20 protein-coding genes are annotated in these 17,203 nt (G+C 40.9%); 1 reads left to right on the top strand and 19 read right to left on the bottom strand.

Features of this window, described 5'->3' with window-relative positions:
• Positions 1-8: 8 nt before the first annotated feature.
• The 6 genes from NST73_RS10735 to NST73_RS10760 form a co-directional block, all read right to left on the bottom strand.
• Positions 9-212, bottom strand: a complete 204-nt coding sequence (locus tag NST73_RS10735; RefSeq protein WP_024718503.1) for a DUF2768 domain-containing protein — start codon at positions 210-212, stop codon at positions 9-11.
• Positions 213-478: 266 nt separating this feature from the next.
• Positions 479-1,516 carry an NAD(P)H-dependent glycerol-3-phosphate dehydrogenase gene (locus NST73_RS10740; protein WP_342499089.1) on the bottom strand — a complete coding sequence of 346 codons (1,038 nt, stop codon included), beginning with the start codon at positions 1,514-1,516 and terminating at the stop codon, positions 479-481.
• Between the two features lie 14 nt (positions 1,517-1,530).
• Positions 1,531-2,841, bottom strand: a complete 1,311-nt coding sequence (der, locus tag NST73_RS10745; RefSeq protein ID WP_008344528.1) for a ribosome biogenesis GTPase Der — start codon at positions 2,839-2,841, stop codon at positions 1,531-1,533.
• A gap of 159 nt (positions 2,842-3,000) precedes the next feature.
• On the bottom strand, positions 3,001-3,195 hold the full coding sequence (locus NST73_RS10750) for a hypothetical protein (RefSeq protein ID WP_008344527.1): 195 nt from the start codon (positions 3,193-3,195) through the stop codon (positions 3,001-3,003).
• A gap of 6 nt (positions 3,196-3,201) precedes the next feature.
• Positions 3,202-4,086 (bottom strand): YIEGIA family protein, encoded by an 885-nt coding sequence (locus tag NST73_RS10755; RefSeq protein ID WP_007500964.1) that lies wholly within the window; start codon positions 4,084-4,086, stop codon positions 3,202-3,204.
• On the bottom strand, positions 4,083-4,625 hold the full coding sequence (locus NST73_RS10760; protein ID WP_342499090.1) for a hypothetical protein: 543 nt from the start codon (positions 4,623-4,625) through the stop codon (positions 4,083-4,085). Before NST73_RS10760 ends, NST73_RS10755 begins: the two co-directional genes overlap by 4 nt.
• Before the next feature lie 178 nt (positions 4,626-4,803).
• On the opposite strand from NST73_RS10760, the gene NST73_RS10765 reads away from it, so the two are divergent.
• Entirely contained in the window at positions 4,804-4,935 is a 132-nt protein-coding gene (locus NST73_RS10765; RefSeq protein WP_008344525.1) for a YpzI family protein, read from the top strand.
• 176 nt (positions 4,936-5,111) lie between these two features.
• On the opposite strand, the gene fni is transcribed toward NST73_RS10765, so the two are convergent.
• The 13 genes from fni to NST73_RS10830 all read right to left on the bottom strand — a co-directional run bounded on the left by fni (position 5,112) and on the right by NST73_RS10830 (position 17,183).
• Positions 5,112-6,179 carry a type 2 isopentenyl-diphosphate Delta-isomerase gene (gene fni, locus NST73_RS10770; RefSeq protein ID WP_342499091.1) on the bottom strand — a complete coding sequence of 356 codons (1,068 nt, stop codon included), beginning with the start codon at positions 6,177-6,179 and terminating at the stop codon, positions 5,112-5,114.
• A 14-nt stretch (positions 6,180-6,193) separates the two neighbouring features.
• Complete coding sequence (gene rpsA, locus NST73_RS10775; protein ID WP_008344519.1) at positions 6,194-7,345, bottom strand: 30S ribosomal protein S1; 1,152 nt, start codon at positions 7,343-7,345, stop codon at positions 6,194-6,196.
• Between the two features lie 223 nt (positions 7,346-7,568).
• Positions 7,569-8,246 (bottom strand): (d)CMP kinase, encoded by a 678-nt coding sequence (cmk, locus tag NST73_RS10780; protein ID WP_017359766.1) that lies wholly within the window; start codon positions 8,244-8,246, stop codon positions 7,569-7,571.
• Positions 8,247-8,317: 71 nt separating this feature from the next.
• Positions 8,318-8,500, bottom strand: coding sequence for a YpfB family protein (locus NST73_RS10785; RefSeq protein ID WP_008344514.1), 183 nt, complete (start codon positions 8,498-8,500; stop codon positions 8,318-8,320).
• 63 nt (positions 8,501-8,563) lie between these two features.
• A complete protein-coding gene (locus NST73_RS10790) occupies positions 8,564-9,211 on the bottom strand; it encodes a flagellar brake domain-containing protein (protein ID WP_007500975.1) in 648 nt (215 codons plus the stop codon).
• A 102-nt stretch (positions 9,212-9,313) separates the two neighbouring features.
• Positions 9,314-10,663: a germination protein YpeB gene (gene ypeB, locus NST73_RS10795; RefSeq protein WP_008344510.1), complete on the bottom strand. Its 1,350-nt coding sequence runs from the start codon at positions 10,661-10,663 to the stop codon at positions 9,314-9,316.
• A gap of 16 nt (positions 10,664-10,679) precedes the next feature.
• Positions 10,680-11,600 carry a spore cortex-lytic enzyme gene (gene sleB / locus NST73_RS10800; protein WP_144679408.1) on the bottom strand — a complete coding sequence of 307 codons (921 nt, stop codon included), beginning with the start codon at positions 11,598-11,600 and terminating at the stop codon, positions 10,680-10,682.
• A 132-nt stretch (positions 11,601-11,732) separates the two neighbouring features.
• On the bottom strand, positions 11,733-12,389 hold the full coding sequence (gene prsW / locus NST73_RS10805; RefSeq protein ID WP_008344507.1) for a glutamic-type intramembrane protease PrsW: 657 nt from the start codon (positions 12,387-12,389) through the stop codon (positions 11,733-11,735).
• Positions 12,390-12,544: 155 nt separating this feature from the next.
• On the bottom strand, positions 12,545-13,516 hold the full coding sequence (locus NST73_RS10810) for a YpdA family putative bacillithiol disulfide reductase (protein ID WP_039165767.1): 972 nt from the start codon (positions 13,514-13,516) through the stop codon (positions 12,545-12,547).
• Between the two features lie 124 nt (positions 13,517-13,640).
• The gene (locus tag NST73_RS10815; RefSeq protein WP_007500982.1) at positions 13,641-14,915 is read right to left on the bottom strand and encodes a Glu/Leu/Phe/Val dehydrogenase; all 1,275 of its coding nucleotides are present in this window, start codon (positions 14,913-14,915) and stop codon (positions 13,641-13,643) included.
• Between the two features lie 196 nt (positions 14,916-15,111).
• Positions 15,112-15,690, bottom strand: a complete 579-nt coding sequence (locus NST73_RS10820) for a genetic competence negative regulator (RefSeq protein ID WP_342499092.1) — start codon at positions 15,688-15,690, stop codon at positions 15,112-15,114.
• Between the two features lie 164 nt (positions 15,691-15,854).
• A complete protein-coding gene (locus NST73_RS10825) occupies positions 15,855-16,643 on the bottom strand; it encodes a metallophosphoesterase (protein ID WP_217967025.1) in 789 nt (262 codons plus the stop codon).
• 87 nt (positions 16,644-16,730) lie between these two features.
• On the bottom strand, positions 16,731-17,183 hold the full coding sequence (locus tag NST73_RS10830; protein WP_007500988.1) for a DUF2663 family protein: 453 nt from the start codon (positions 17,181-17,183) through the stop codon (positions 16,731-16,733).
• Positions 17,184-17,203: the final 20 nt, after the last annotated feature.

Raw genomic sequence — 17,203 nt, forward strand, 5'->3', positions numbered from 1 at the left:
CTTTTTCTTTATTCATTGACCGGCCCGCTAACTACAACTAAAAACACAATGATACCTGATATGAGCATCAAGCTGTACGCAACAGTCGAAGCTGTTATTTTCAGAAATCGGCTCTTCAACTTAAACCTACTCAAATAAATGGTTACAACGGCTAAAAACATGAGCCCCATTGAACCAAGCGCAAACCACATCTTGATTAAAGCAAAACTCATCGTGCCTGTCCCCCTTTAATATAAACGAATTGTAAGCGTTTATATTTCATTCTAAACCAAAATTAAGTAAAATATCAATCATTTTTCCAATCATTCAGAAAAAAGTGAATAAAAAAACTGAAGCAAAGAGGGGGACTCTGCTTCAGTCATTAGGTCGACTATTTTTCCTCATTCTGTAGAGGCAAAGCTCTATTCAAACTTCATTGTTATGTTATGCAAGTCTTCCCCTTCTTGCATCCTCTACACGCCTAAGTTCAGTCTTCCAATTACTTTGTTTGGTTTTCGAACATGTTCACAAGGTCTTCCATCTCATGTGTTTTCACACGTGCCATCAAGGATTCTACAGCATCGTCTACCTTTTTCCCTTCAAATAGGACGCCGTAAAGAGCCTCTGTAATCGGCATGCTGACCTTGTATTCTTTGGAGAGCTGATAAGCGCCTTTTGTTGTGCGGACGCCTTCGACAACCATCCCCATTTTTTCAAGCACTTCTTCGAGCTTAAATCCTTTACCGAGTAAATTCCCGCAGCGCCAGTTACGCGAATGAACACTTGTACATGTGACAATCAAATCTCCAACACCTGTTAATCCGGCAAACGTAAGAGGGTTTCCTCCCATTTTTGTGCCGAGGCGGGCGATTTCAGCAAGACCCCTTGTGATGAGCGCTGCTTTCGCATTATCGCCATATCCGAGTCCGTCTGTGATCCCTGCTGCAAGAGCGATGATGTTTTTCAGCGCCCCGCCAATTTCCACCCCAATCACATCAGGGTTGGTGTACACTCTAAAATGATTGTTCATGAACAAGTCTTGAACAAATTGAGCTGCTTCAATATTTTCTGACGAGACAGTCACAGTTGTCGGATGACGCAAGCCAACTTCTTCAGCGTGACTTGGTCCTGACAGGACAACCACTGCTTCCCTTTTCGCTTCTGGGACTTCTTGTTCAATCATTTGAGAAATTCTAAGAAGCGTATCTGGTTCAATTCCTTTACTGACATGAACAAATGGCACCTTTGACGTAATGAACTCATTTGCCTGTTTCAATACTTCTCGAATAGCCTTTGTTGGCACAGCGACAATAATCGCATCTGTCCCTTCTAGTGCCTGTTTCATATCTGTTGTCGCTTGAATAGACGCTGGCAATGCAACATTAGGCAAGTAATCATGATTTTCATGTTTCTCGTTGATTTGATCAATTAATTCTTGTCTATGTCCCCACATGTGTACATCATGATGATTATCAGCTAATACAAGCGCAAGAGCTGTTCCCCAGCTCCCTGCTCCAAGTACTGAAATTTTCTTCATCCTGCTCACCCTTTTTATTTTCTCGCTCTCGCAAATATTTTAATTGGTGTTCCTTCAAAACCAAATGCATCTCGAATTCGGTTTTCTAGGAAACGCTCATAAGAAAAGTGCATAAGTTCTGGATCATTTACAAACACAACAAAGGACGGCGGTTTGATCGCCACTTGTGTTGCATAGTAAATTTTCAGACGCTGTCCGTTATGGGTCGGCGTTGGGTTCATTGCTACGGCATCCATGATAATATCATTTAGAATGTTAGTTTGAACGCGCATCGCATGATTTTCACTAGCGGTAATAATTGTTGGCATTAACGTGTGAATTCTCTTTTTCGTAAGAGCAGACATGAATAAGACAGGTGCATAATCAAGGAATTGAAAATGCTCGCGAATGTTTTGCTCAAATTCCTTCATTGTACGCTCGTCTTTTTCAACAGCATCCCACTTGTTCACAATGATCACAACGGCTTTACCCGCTTCGTGTGCGTAGCCGGCAATACGTTTATCCTGTTCAATAATGCCTTCTTCACCATCAAGAACAACAGCGACAACATCCGATCGATCAATGGCTTTCAACGCACGGAGTACACTGTATTTCTCTGTTGTTTCATATACTTTCCCTTTTTTTCTCATACCGGCTGTGTCGACAATGACAAAGTCACGTTGATTGTACGTAAACATTGTATCTACAGCGTCTCTTGTTGTACCAGCGATGTTGCTGACAATGACACGTTCTTCACCGAGCATCGCATTCACCAAAGAGGATTTCCCTACATTTGGGCGGCCGATTAAGCAGAACTGGACCACTTCTTCATCATACTGTGTATCTGGTAAGTTTTTGAAATGCTCTGCGACAGCATCAAGCAAATCACCTAGACCGAGCCCGTGCGTTCCAGAAATCGGATACGGTTCGCCAAATCCAAGTGCATAAAAGTCATACACGTCGCTTCTCATTTCAGGGTTGTCCAATTTATTGACAGCAAGTACGACAGGTTTTTTCGTGCGATATAAAATTTTTGCGACTTCTTCATCCGCAGATGTGACGCCATCTCTTCCATTGACCATAAAGATAATAACATCCGCTTCATCCATTGCGATTTCAGCCTGATGGCGAATTTGCGCCAAAAACGGCTCATCTCCAATATCAATTCCACCAGTATCTATTAAATTAAAGTCATAATTTAACCATTCAGCAGAGCTATAGATTCGATCTCTTGTTACACCAGGTGTGTCTTCTACAATCGATATTCTTTCGCCTGCGATTCGATTAAAAATTGTAGATTTTCCAACGTTGGGCCTTCCAACAATGGCTACGACAGGTTTACCCATAGTACCCTTCCTTTCAATCCAGCCGCGATTCAATATGTTCATCATCATGTTTCAACCGGGATTTATAATTTTCATTCAGTTTTATGAAATAAACCCTTCAAACATGAAGGGTTCAACTTATATATTATATCAATTTTTAATCAGACCACAATGAATAACTTAAAAATGTTTGACGATCAAGTAAAGATCTTCTCCAATGCCGTGTGCAATTCCATCTAAAATGGCCTCTAAATTCATGGCATACATGTCGAGCTCTTCTTTATTTTCACAGAAAAAAACGGCTGTTCCGCCAATGACCCGCTCTTTATTTGTTGTCGCCACAGCCAATATAAATTGTTCAATGGTGTTCGCCATGCCCTATTACCTCACTTTCTTTTTAATGAAATCTGTCGGCATTCTAATGGCATTTTCTAAAATAGGCACCTCTTCTAATACACGGACAGCTAAATCTTCACGCTGCCATTGCGGTAAAATGAATACGCCAAGTGTGCCATTATTCAGATCACGTTTTGCGAGCGGACAAAGCGATGGTTCACCAGAATCTCGGTATACACCAAGCACGTTGGATAAATCAAATAAGATAGCTTGCCGCTGCCCAAGGTTTGCGATGGTTGTGGCCGAGTTAAAATTCTTCGGAGTCAAGATGAACCCCATTCCATGCTCTAATATCAATTTTTGCTTTTCAGGCAGCCCGATATTCATAATGTAAATATCATTTACGTAAAGTCCTGCGCCGTCAAAACGAAGTTCCCCTTTTTGAATATTCACGATATCCTTTAATTGGCTCCCTGACATTAATAGTTTTGCCATGAAAAAACAAAGAATACCGACCACGGTCCCAACGACGAGCGAAAAGAAAATACAGGCGGTCGTTGTAATAAGGGCAGTAAGAATGGCAATATAATTTCGACTTTCAAAGGCGATCGCAATGCCTTCGATATATGTACTGCCTCGTGAGACAAGCTCATACGAATCCATTTGGGTCAATGTATTTCTTTCCATATTACGCACATCACGAAATTGCGTGGCTGCAAGCGTCAGAAAGGTAATGGCAGTGAATTCTTCCTGGATCAGCGCAGGCATAATAATAGCACCAAGCCCTGATGCGATAAAACCTAGCGCAATGTGAATCACTTGTCCATGAATATATGTGGGATATTGCCGATAATCAGTTCTTAGCATATAAAGCCTAGCCGCCATCCCAAAGATGACACCAATAATCACAGGAAACGTGTAATCCGTCATGTTGATTTTGCAGCCCCTTTTACTGGTTTTCTAGATGAACGGGTGTTCAAGAGTTTTTCAAGCTGACCTACACCTAATAGAAAGACAGCTCCTTGAACAGTCATGGAAAGAAACGAGAGATCTCCTATGACAATGGAAGATGTGAGGCGATGAATCGTAAGCGCATAAAGGGCTTCCCCCAGACATATAGCCATCATCCATAAAGTGATCCGTTCCGTTAACTGATGCCCATATGTTAAACACATCAAGATCAGCAAGGCAAATACAACCCAGTCCACCTTTATTATCGTGAACCAAACTGGATCATATAATGCAAAAATCATAAAAAAGGCATACGCACTGACCATGGAACCTAATTGCATGATTCGCATGATTCGATGAGCAGGCCGAAAGATCACGAATGACATGCAAGCATATAAAAAGGTCATCAAAAATCCTGCATTGATCCTAATGTCTAAAATAGAAACCATGACATGACTGCATATAATATGAATGAGAACACATACGCCCAGCACATTGCGCCACGTGCTTTTCTCCATGATAAATGTCACCATAATCCAAACGAACCATATTGACCAATAATAGTACAATGCCTCCAACCCTCATCACCTCAATTACATTATGGGAAAATCTCCAGTTTTTAAACGTATGAGAAGGTGCGGGATTTGCATGAAATAAACAAGAGGTGACACCCTAATAGTTGAGGAGGGATGTATGATGGGTAAGGATAGACAGGAAAAACGCCTAAAGGCGTCAAGAAGAGTTGAATCTGATCGCGATCAATCCATTCATCACAAAGGGGCAACAACTTTAGAAGGCCCGGAAGACGCTCGCAAAAGAAATCAATAAAAAAAAGACATGTGATTACCACATGTCTCAGCGTGCAGACAAACCCTCGCATTCAGTGTCAGTCCTGCGCATTGGTGCTCACGAATGTCAAATTCGCTCCGCAAAAAGTAGCTGTCTTTCATAGACAAAAAAAGTTTTCTTTCACGCTGAAAAGAAGACAAAGGGCTACATTTCATTTAGTCCTTTGTCTTCTTATTTCTTAAACTATAGTACGTAGTATCCACGCCTCTTTCTTTCAGCCAATGACTTGTTTCCCCTGTAAGCACAATCGGAGCTTGCCTTAGCTCCTCAATTGTTTTCATGCCAAGTACTGTCATCAACATCTTCACATCATCTTGTAGATCAATGATATCAGAGATGAGGCCCTTTTCTCCTCCACTCGTCAGGGATTTTAAGAAAAAGCCGGCTAATCCAACGGCAGACGCACCAAGAGCAATTGATTTTGTCACATCAAGTGCATCTTGAATGCCTCCAGAAGCTAGGACGGTTTGATCTGGAAAGGCTGTATGTACTTCAGCCAGACTCGCTGCAGTTGGAATTCCCCACTGGTCAAAATAGCGAAGTGCTTTTTGACGGCGCAGGTTCTCGATTTTAGAAAAATTCGTTCCCCCAAATCCACCTACATCAACAGTAGCAACTCCAGCATCAAATAATTTCTTTGCTGTTTCCTTACTCATCCCAAATCCAACTTCTTTGACGACAACAGGCACCTCAATTGATTCAGCAATGGCTGAGATCCGCTCAACAGCACCTCTGAAATCACGATCTCCTTCAGGCATGACGATCTCTTGAATCACGTTTAAGTGAATTTGAAGCATGTTTGCCCCCAGCATGTCAACGGCTTCCCGCGCTTGCTGAATTGTCGCCTCACTGCCCAAATTGGCAAAAACGAGTCCATCTGGATTCACCTTTCGAACCACTTCATACGTACGACGTTCGTCTGCATCTTTCAGTGCAGCCATTTGTGATCCGACTGCTACTGGAATATTGGTTTCCTTCGCTGCGATAGATAAAGAGCGATTAATCTCATAGGTCGATTCTCCGCCTCCACCAGTCATTGCATTGATAAAAATTGGCGAACCGAAAGTCAGTCCGCCAATTGTCGTATGTGTATCAATTTGTGATGTCGCAAGATCTGGTAAACTGGCGTGAACGAAGGAAACATCTTGTAAACCTGTTGCTGCATGCTGGCCAGTCGACAAAGCATGCTCAATATGCTGTTTCTTTCTTTCTGCTCGCGTCAATTTTGATCACCAAATTATTTTAGTTTATTGAGTTTATCACCAATCAGGTCACCAAGCTGGAATCCGCTGGTATTTTCTTCTTTCGCCTGATATTGACGGTAATCCTCTTCGATTTGTTTTTCAGGATTCTCTTCTAATTCACGAATGCTAAGTGAAATGCGCTCTTCATCTTCATTGACATCAAGCACTTTCACTTTCACAGTCTGCCCTTCTTCAAGGACTTCTTGAGGAGTACCGATATGTTTGTGTGAAATTTGGGAAATATGCACAAGTCCTTCTACACCTGGCAGAATTTCAACAAATGCTCCAAAGCTCACAAGGCGTTGAACGGTTCCTTCAAGAACATCACCTTGTTTTACCTTTTCGCCAATTTGGCTCCAAGGTCCTGGTAATGTTTCTTTAATAGATAGTGAGATACGTTCGTTATCGCGGTCAACAGCAAGAACTTTGACTTTCACTTCCTGTCCTTCTTCAACAACGTCAGATGGCTTTTCGACATGCGCATGGGATAGTTGAGAAATGTGAACTAATCCATCAATGCCGCCAATGTCAACAAATGCACCAAAGTCAGTCAGGCGCTGCACTTTTCCATCAATCACACTGCCTACTGCAAGCTTTTGCAGGAAGTCTTGCTTCTTGTCTAATTGTTCTTGCTCAACGACTGCACGATGCGATAGAATCACGCGGTTTTTTTCGCGGTCAAGCTCTACCACAACAAGCGAGAGTGTTTTTCCTTTGTAGTCAGTGAAGTCTTCTACATAGTGTGCCTCAACAAGAGACGCAGGAATAAATCCGCGAACACCAATGTCGACCACTAGACCACCTTTGACAACGTCTTTTACTTCTGCTTCAAATACTTCTTTTGTTTCAAACTTTTTCTCTAGGTCTTCCCAAGCGCGGTCTGCATCAACAGCACGTTTCGATAAAATCAAAGCATCGTCTTCGACCTTTGTTACTTTAAGCTCTAACTCGTCGCCATCTTTCACGACATCTGATGCTTTTTCAACGTGAAGACTTGATAATTCACTGATTGGGATGATCCCAGGTTGTTTCACATTGACGATATCTACATTGACATGCTTGTCCTCAACTTTAGAAACAATCCCTTTCACTACATCTCCAACCTCTGGTACCTGAACATCGATTTGATTCATTTCCTCTGTCATTTCGATAACCTCCTTGGTCCAAACCTACACAGCTTAGTTAAAACGACTGGGTGAATATGTGTCCTTAGCATGATGATTGCCAGCCGAATATGTATTATAGAAACATTCAAATCAACAGAATTGCTTGAATGATCAATAAAAATAGTATTAGTATAAACTTCTAATAAAAGACCTTGTTTGTCAAGAGATAAACCTCTAACTTATAAAAGTTTTCTAAAATTTCTTACTGTTTTTCTACACGCTCTGCTGCATCTAAAATTTTACCTGCAACCTCTTGAATAGAAAGGGAAGTCGTGTCAATTTCAATGGCATCATCTGCTTTCTTCAGCGGTGATACCTCCCGCTCAGAATCAAGCTTGTCACGTCTTGCAATCTCTTCGATCAGCTGATCGTAATTGACATCATAGCCTTTTTTCTGATTTTCTTCAAAACGACGTTTTGCTCTTTCCTCTACTGACGCAAGCAAGAAAATTTTCACTTCTGCATCTGGAAGAACATGCGTGCCAATGTCTCTTCCATCCATGACGACACCGCCTCGGTTCCCCAGCTCTTGCTGCCTGCGGACCATTTCTTCCCGGACAGCTCTATGCTTTGCAACAACAGAGACTTGATTGCTTACGCGGTCTGTTCTGATGTCTTCTGTGACATCGATCGTGTCTAAATGTACTTTTTGACCTTCGTCAGTTGACACAAGTTCAATGACTGTGTTTTTCAATAACGCATCAAGTGCCTGTTCGTCTTCAAGGTCTACGCCTTGATTGAGTGCTGCAAGTGTAATTGCGCGGTACATCGCACCTGTATCGATATAAATATATGATTTTTTCGCTGCGACAATTTTTGCCACAGTGCTTTTTCCTGCTGCAGCAGGACCGTCAATTGCGATAGATAATTTCTTTTTCATAATACCTCTCCTTGATTGAATCTCCCTTATGAATTGTAACACGATCACCGCTCAAACGGGGGAATTTTCTATCAATCCTTTTGCTTAAATGTCTCAATCCAATCTTCAATGCTCATGTTATTCACACCCTCGTATTGTACGACTTTTGACAAAAATAGTTCTCCTTTCGTCAAGTGAAGGGTGACCTGAACCGCCAAAAGCAGAATGAGCTGAATGAGCACTGCTTTGAATAGCCATCTTTCCATTGTTTTCATACAAAAAGCCTCCAACGCTAGATTCTTTCTCTCTAGTATGGAAGCTTTTGACAACCTTTATTCTTATACTTTTTTCACACGTGTTAGAAGCTGCTGCTGGAAGCAATACTTCATGATGTGTTGCTGGTGGTCGTTTGTGATTTCAGTAAATTCCATGATCGCTCTTGTTTTCCCCGTCTGTTCATCTTGATAAACACGATTCATTTCTGCAATCGCTTTAATTTTCACTGGTTCTTTAAGTGAAAGTTCAAACTCTGTGACGACCTCGCCATATTCTTTTAGTGAGACACCTTCTGGAACAGCAATTGCTACACCGCCAGCACTCATATTGACAATAAATGTGTCGAAGGTTTCTTCACCATTTTGCGTAATGGACGCTTTCACCATCGTATCCACTCGAAGATATTCTCTTCGCTGAAGCCGAATCATTTCTTCTTTTGGCGGAATCGAAACGACAATCATCGGGATATCTTCTTTTCTTTTCCCAATGACTTTGCTTGTACATTTGTATGGAATTTGATTTTCATCGAAAAAGAAGACGGTGATTTCTGTTTCTTGATTTAAATAGATCGTGCGCCCCGTTTCTTTATCAGCTGGATAATTAATGCAAATATCATCGTTATTATTTTCCAAAACTTTCGATTTTGCAGTTTTCACTTCTTTGTTCTCATTGACATACTCAATTGTGATTGCATCCCCTATTTGTAACATTCCTCATCACTCTTTTCATCTGTGAAATCGTATCCTCTCTTATATTAAACCATGTATAAAACAAAAGGAAAAGGCTTATTCGCCTTTTCCTCGCTTCCTTTTCTATAGGTCTTTATATATAGGTTCTGCATTTTTTAGTTTATCTACTCTTTCTTCTTTTCCAGTATCTGCATTAATGAACATTCGGTACGTGTCGTTTTTAATGGTTCCTAAAAACTCATAGCAGAGAACTTCCTCTGACATATCATTTTGAACAAGAGCTACATGTGTATCCTCGATCTTCACATGTTTATTTAAGGTCTTTTCAGCTTCTTTTCGAGAAATCTTTGGTGCTTTTATGTCACGTTTTCTGTGATTCATTAAATAGTCTTTCGCTGAGAATCCCACAACCTCACCATCATCTAAAGCGACTTTCATTCGAATACTATCTGGATAAAGCAATACGTTATTCTGTAAAGGCACATAGGTAAATACGCCGATATTATCAAATTGCGCACTCTCATCTAAATGAAATGATTCGGTATCGAATCCATGCTTCTTTAAGAAACTTAGTGCTTTTTCTGAGGCATCATTTAAACTGATTTTTTGTTTTTTCACTTCACGGTTCTGAAGAAGATAGACAGGATGGCCGCCTTTTTCAGTCAAGTCTAAATAAAAGTTTGCCCGGTTGTCTGGGTCAGACATTGACAGGCTGTAGACATCACGGTTCGTTTTACTCCCACTTTTTCTCACCTTAAAATCTTTGTTATGGTCAGGCGCAAATTGCTGGGCGATGCGAATCGCTTCTTTTTTTGAAATCTTTTGCCCTTTTAAGTGATTGTAGCCTTGCGTTTCTGATTCAGTTGACACATTTGTAGGGCCAAGATCAACATCTGCAAACGCATCAGCATTTCTCTCAACGGTTTTTAATCCGTCAATGATGGTGTTGTCGTTTTTTCGATCTCCATCAGCCAGTGCCATTTCAACATCCATCCATTTTAAATTTTTGTTGAGTACGAGATGCTGCACTTGTCTAAGTTCGTTTTGAATATCTGCCGCTTGATCATATAAAGTGGTAATGGTTTTGTGTGTATCTTTGTTTAATGGTTCATCTGATAAAGATTTAAGTGACGATTTGTAGCTAAAGTCACCGACATTCGCTAGAAACTCTTCTGTTTTGTTAAAAGGCATCAATGTGAGCGGAAGCTGACTGACATTGTTATGCGCTTCTGATGACATTCTCCATACATCTGCCAGTGCTGGAGATATAGATGTTTGGCTATTCATCGCAAGTGTTGCGCCAAGTTTATCGTGCAGCTGATCGACTTGATACGTTAAATCATGGAAGGCTCTTTGATAGTTGTTCTCTGCATGAAGCAGTACTGCATCTTTTTCTTGATGCTCTTTATAGCCCCAGTATCCTGTTGAGATGACAGCAATTCCTAAAATAGCAATCAATATTCCTCTGATCATTTATTTACACCTCTTTTTATTCACAGAAAATATGTTTCCCGATTCGTTTAATTTGTGGTCTTCCCCAAATCCATGGGCTTGTTGCTGTATCAGGATTAAAGTAATAAACGGCGCTTTCAGATGGGTCCCAGCCATTAATGGCATCAAATACTGCCTTTTTAGCGGTTTCATTTGGCGCCATATAAAATTGTCCATCTGCTACAGCAGTAAACGCAAGCGGTTCAAAAATGACACCAGCAATAGTGTTTGGAAAGGTCGGGTTGTTTAAACGGTTTAAGATGACGGCTGCGATCGCTACCTGTCCTTCATAAGGTTCACCTCTCGCTTCACTATAAACAGCTTGTGAAAGAAGCTGAATGTCATTGCTTGAAAAACCACCTGGCATGTTGGCTGCTGTTTGTTTCGGCGTTTGATTTGCTTGACCATTTCCTGACTGCTTTCCAGACTTCCCAGTCGAGCTGTTTCCTCCGCTTTGACTTTTTTGATTCTCTTTTGCACCTTGTGCTGTCTTTTTTTGCGTGTTTCTTTGCGCAGGAGCCTTTGTTTGCTGATCAAGAGGTTTCCCGCCATAATGCGTAAACTGATTCCCTTTTTGCAGCTGCTGCTGCACAAACTCTTTATAGTATTTCGTCTTTTGAACTAATAGGTTTTTTGTTTTTTCCCCTACGAGTCCATCGACTTTCTTTACACCAAACTGGCTTTGAAAATTGCGCACGGCCCAGTAAGTTCCCCAGCCATACACCCCGTCTATTTTTCCATTGTAAAAACCATTGTATTGGAGCCTTGCCTGGAGCTCGACGACATCTTCTCCTGTAGCTCCCCGCTGAATCACTTGATTCGTGAAAGCTTCACTTTTTTCAGCTGTCATCAATGAAGACGCGAGCAGAACAATTGAGAAGATAAGGACGATTTGTTTCATGAAACGAGCTTTGTCCATATTTGATCCTCCTGTACTTTTGATGTTTGAATATATGTTTCTTCCGATCCCTATTTTTATACATTCATCACAGGAGGGAATTGGATGGAAAAGACAAAAAACGCCCTAAAGACGTATAGGACGTTTTCCAATTTAAATTTGTACCATCTTCACCGCACGGGCTTTTTTGGCTTTCCGCAGACCAAACCACCATAAAAAAATCATGAACGGCAACATAATATATCCCCAATTTTTCATGCCGAGAAGAATGAAATCATATAAGCCATGAAAAAGGATAGGAAGTATTAAAGAGAGAATCAGCCATTTTCGCTGCTCTTTTTTATCAGAGAAGCGAGCTTTACCTATATAAAATCCCATCACCACACCAAATAAAGCATGGCTTGATACAGGCAGCAAGGCACGTGTAAACGCGTACTCTACCCCATGACCCACTAAGTACAAAATATTTTCAAGTGTCGCAAATCCAAGTGAGACACTTGTTCCATAGACAATCCCGTCATAGTGTTCATCAAACTGTACGTGCGCATAGACACTGACCATTAAAATAAACCACTTTAATGATTCTTCTAAAAAACCCGATGTCACAAATGAAATCACGATAGGATTCGTGGCGATATTTTCCTCTTGGAGGACATACTGAATAAACATGGTTGGAAACACAAGTATGACACCTAGCATAAAAGATCTGATGACCATATGAACCGGCTCATTGTCGTATTGATCTTTCAAATAAAAATAACTTAAAAGTGCGATGCCGGGAGCTAAACCTGCTGAAATGATTGCGATCATAATCAGACCTCTTTCCCTACATTATCCTTTATTATCGTACCACGAATCACCCCTTTTTTATATGACTCGAGCCCATTTTCCCAAAAATAATCTTCTATATAATCCCAATTTACATAAAAAAGAACTGAATCCCTTAGAAGGACCCAGTTCTTTTTTTACCCGTTGATTCTTTTGTTGATTTCTTCTGCAATTAACCCGCCATGAAATCTTCCATTTTCAATGAAAATTTCGTTGGCGTTGTTACCAGCTGCAATGACCCCTGCAATGAAAATACCTTCTACATTTGTTTCCATTGTTTGTTCATCAAATGCTGGGCGGCCTGATTCTGGATCGATTGTTACACCCATTTTTTCTAAAAATGAATGATCAGGATGATAACCTGTCATCGCAAACACATAATCACTTTTCACTCGATCCGTTTGGCCCTGCTGGTTTGTAAAGACAATATCCTGTTCTGTGATTTCCTTCACCTCTGCACCGAACTCCATTCGAATGGTGCCATTTCGAACAAGCGCTTCAAACTCTGGTAAAATCCAAGGTTTGATGCTGGATGAATATTCAGTTCCTCTATATAAAACCGTCACCCTGCTTCCGCATTTCACAAGTTCCAGGGCAGCATCAACACTAGAGTTCTTCCCGCCGATCACCGTCACATCTTTATCAAAGTAGGGGTGTCCTTCTTTAAAATAATGATACACATGAGGAAGGTCTTCCCCTTTTACATTCATATAGTTAGGATGATCATAGTAGCCAGTCGCAATCACAACATATTCACATGTATAGTCGTCTTTTGATGTATTTACCGTAAAACGGCCATCTTTTTTCGTCACAGCGTTTACCTTTTCAAAAGCATTCACACGAAGGCTTTTTCGTCTGACCACCTCTCGGTAATAGGAAAGCGCCTGAATACGAACGGGTTTCCGATTTTCAGTGATAAAAGCGACGTCACCGATCTCAAGCTTTTCACTTGTACTGAAGAAGGTTTGGTGTGTAGGGTAATGATAAATACTGTTGACCACATTGCCCTTTTCAATCACAAGTGCATCAATCCCAATTTGCTTGAATGCAATGGCAGCTGATAGACCGCACGGGCCGCCTCCTATTATGATCGCTTTTTCTTGTTTCATTTGTTCCACTCCTGTCGTTTCACTGCAATAACAATTGCTGGGCTGTTTGATTCTTTGCATGATTCCATAAAAAAATCTCCTATTTAAGGATAGGAGATTTTAAGGCGCGATGCAAATAAGTCGCTTAAATCCAGCCTCTGAATCGAGAAGCTTCAGCCATTTTACGTACACCGACCATATATGCTGCTAGTCGCATATCAATACGGCGGTTTTGCGCCATTTCATAAATATTATTAAATGATTTCACCATCATATCTTCTAAACGAGTTTCTACTTCTTCTTCTGTCCAGTAGAACCCTTGGTTATTCTGAACCCATTCAAAGTAAGAAACAGTCACTCCACCCGCACTTGCAAGTACGTCTGGAACAAGCAGTACACCACGATCTGAAAGAATTTTTGTCCCTTCCAATGTCGTTGGTCCATTTGCTGCTTCTACGACAATTTTGGCTTTAATGTTCGCCGCATTATCTTCTGTAATTTGATTTTCAATGGCTGCAGGTACTAAGATATCACAATCTAGCTCAAGCAGCTCTTGGTTTGTAATTGTATCATTAAATAATTTAGTGACGGTTCCAAAGCTGTCACGTCGGTCAAGCAAGTAGTCAATATCGAGACCATCTTCATCATACAAACCGCCGTAAGCATCTGAAATTCCTACGATTTTCGCTCCGGCATCATACATAAATTTAGCCAAGTAACTTCCTGCATTTCCGAATCCCTGAACGACAACACGAGCCCCATTGATGTCAATTCCTTTTTTCTTCGCCGCTTCTTTGATACAGATCGTTACACCTTTTGCCGTTGCAGTATCACGTCCATGTGAGCCTCCAAGAACAATTGGTTTTCCTGTAATAAATCCTGGCGAGTTAAATTCATCAATTCTAGAATACTCATCCATCATCCATGCCATGATTTGAGAGTTTGTAAACACATCTGGTGCTGGAACATCTTTTGTTGGTCCAACGATTTGACTAATTGCGCGTACATAGCCGCGGCTTAGTTTTTCAAGCTCCCTAAATGACATTTCTCTTGGATCACAGATAATACCGCCTTTTCCTCCGCCATAAGGAAGATCCACAATACCACATTTTAAACTCATCCAAATTGAAAGCGCTTTTACTTCTTTTTCAGTAACGTTCGGGTGGAATCGAATTCCGCCTTTTGTTGGACCGACAGCATCATTATGCTGCGCACGATAACCAGTGAAAATTTTCACCGATCCATCATCCATACGTACTGGAATTTTGACCGTTAATAGGCGAATTGGCTCCTTCAGCAATTCATACACTTCTTGCGGATAGCCCAATTTATCAAGCGCTTTATGTATGACGGTTTGAGTTGACTTTAAAACATCTAGCTTATCTTCTGCGTTATGAGCGGCGTTTTGATCGGCTGCCATTAAAATAAACCCCCTAGAAATCTTTCATGATCTACTGCTCCCTTTCAAGCAATAGTATACACCTTCGTACTGGTAAAGCAAAGGTAAAAAGCGTTTTTTATCAAAATAAAATATCAGCGTTTATAAATATAAAAATGGATATAAAAAAATACTGTTGTTTCATCACAACAGTATTAAATATAATAGAAAAAAGTGATTAAAAATACAGTTGAATCGTTTTCACTGCATCTTCCTGCATGATCACTTTTCCGTATTCTTTTAACCGGTGAATGGTTAATGTCGTCGGTGAACCGAACTCCGCTAAAATAGAAATGACCGTATCTGCAGACAGTTCTTCGAAATCATCTAGACTGAGAAAATATTGACCTTCATAATGGTAAACTGTACCCCCTAAAAGTCCAATACGACTTAAAATATGGGACAGTTGAATCACATCTTCAAACGAGGCAAATTGATAGAGCACATGCTTGCTCTCGTCGAGCTTGACTTGCATCTCAATGTAATCTTCATCAAACTCATCATCAGCATCTTCCTGCTGACTCTTTGTCACAATGACGACCATCCCCTGCGCCTGAAGAGAAAATACTTCAACAGCAATCGGTCCATTCGCTTCAAAACCGAGCTCCTGATTCGCTTCGTTCATCATGTCTTTAAACAGCTGATGAACTTTGAACGAATCTTTCCAAAGGTCTTCTTTCGTAAGACCTCGGTCTGTCAGATCATCTAGTGTGAGAAAAATTTTGATTTTATTATAATTCAGACGCTCTAGCCGCATAACGTTCCCTCCTGCCTCTTCTAACACACATCATACTGTAGTATATGAGATGATGAGTCATAGGTTCTTAATTTTGTATTCAGTTTACACTGTGTCAAGACGGAAGACAAGCATGAAGCTATGCTTACGGTGACTTTTATGGAAAATATTGATGGGGCATCAACTTAGCGCGTTTTTAGCGGCATTAAATAGATCAGATGGGTTTCTGGTTCTGCTCCAAGACGCATCGGAATCTTTGTTGTTCCGTAACCATTACTAATCAGAAAGAAAGCACCTTTGACTTGGCCTGTTCTTCCTTTTTCATACGGACCAAATTTCCCAATGCGAATTTGACCCCCATGGGTATGACCGCTCAAAACGAGATCAATTCCCTCTTCTTCACTCATCAAGTGATGCACATCTGGGTTGTGTGATAAAAGGATATTCACGTCTTCTTTGACAAACTCCGGCCGTATCGCTTCATAATCTGCTTTTTCAAGCCGGATATCATCAATTCCGCCTATTTTAATGGGCTGTCCTTCAAAATTCCACACAGCCGTCTCATTTTGCAATGTCGTCACCTGATAGGTATGGAGGATGTCTTTGAGTTTTTGCTGATGCAGCTCATGGTCGTTATTCCCCCACACAAAATACACCGGGGCAATCCTTGCTAAACGTTTCACATTTTCTTCGACTCTAGCATATGGGACTCCCTTTTCAGCTAAGTCCCCGCCGATCATAATGACATCAGGCTGCTGCTCTTCCACTTCCGCTAATAAAGTATCACTAATTAGACGGCGATGGGTATCAGAAATAAAGAAAATGACTGCAGGTCGATCTGACTGAAGTCCTTCTATTGTAAAGTAATGCTTTTTGATGTTGTTTTGTTTTGCCGTTTTCACCATTTTCGCTGTTACACACACACCTGTTGTCACAGCCGCTATGGCAGCAGTAAATCCGATGGCATATTTCATTATGAATGACTCCCTTGTATCAGCTTTCTTTTATAGGACGCTTGAATGAAAAAAGACGTTTCAACTGTTTAAACGTCTTTTGCTCATTTATTTACTTTCATAATAGAGGTTGATGTCATATTGCGTCTGCATGAAGTGAAAAACGGCCTCGCGCTCTTTCCACTGATTTGATTGAGGCCATAAATCTGTGCTTTTCTGTATAATTTCACATCTGAGCTTATGATATTCATCCTCAGCCTTTTCTTCTTTTTTCTTATAATAATACGATGCGTAAAAAGCAAACACTTCAGCCATGATCCAAAACAGAAACACCTCATGGCCAAGCAATGTGGCAATCATCGCTTCCGGCTGCAGGGAGCCCCCGCTATTAGCTGTTATCACAAAATAAAACAGAAGAATCGCAAGTGATAAAAGGGCTGTCCATTGCCACCTTTTGCATTGTTTTGCAAATCCCTCGTATTTGCGTTTCCTTTTGATCAATGTTTCAATCATTTTCTGTGTCGGCTGATCCATATAGCGGCTGATTGCGTGCAAAGTCATCACATACACCCTTGTCCCTT

The sequence above is a fragment of the Bacillus sp. FSL W7-1034 genome, assembly GCF_038593365.1.
Classification (GTDB): Bacteria; Bacillota; Bacilli; order Bacillales; family Bacillaceae; genus Bacillus; species Bacillus altitudinis.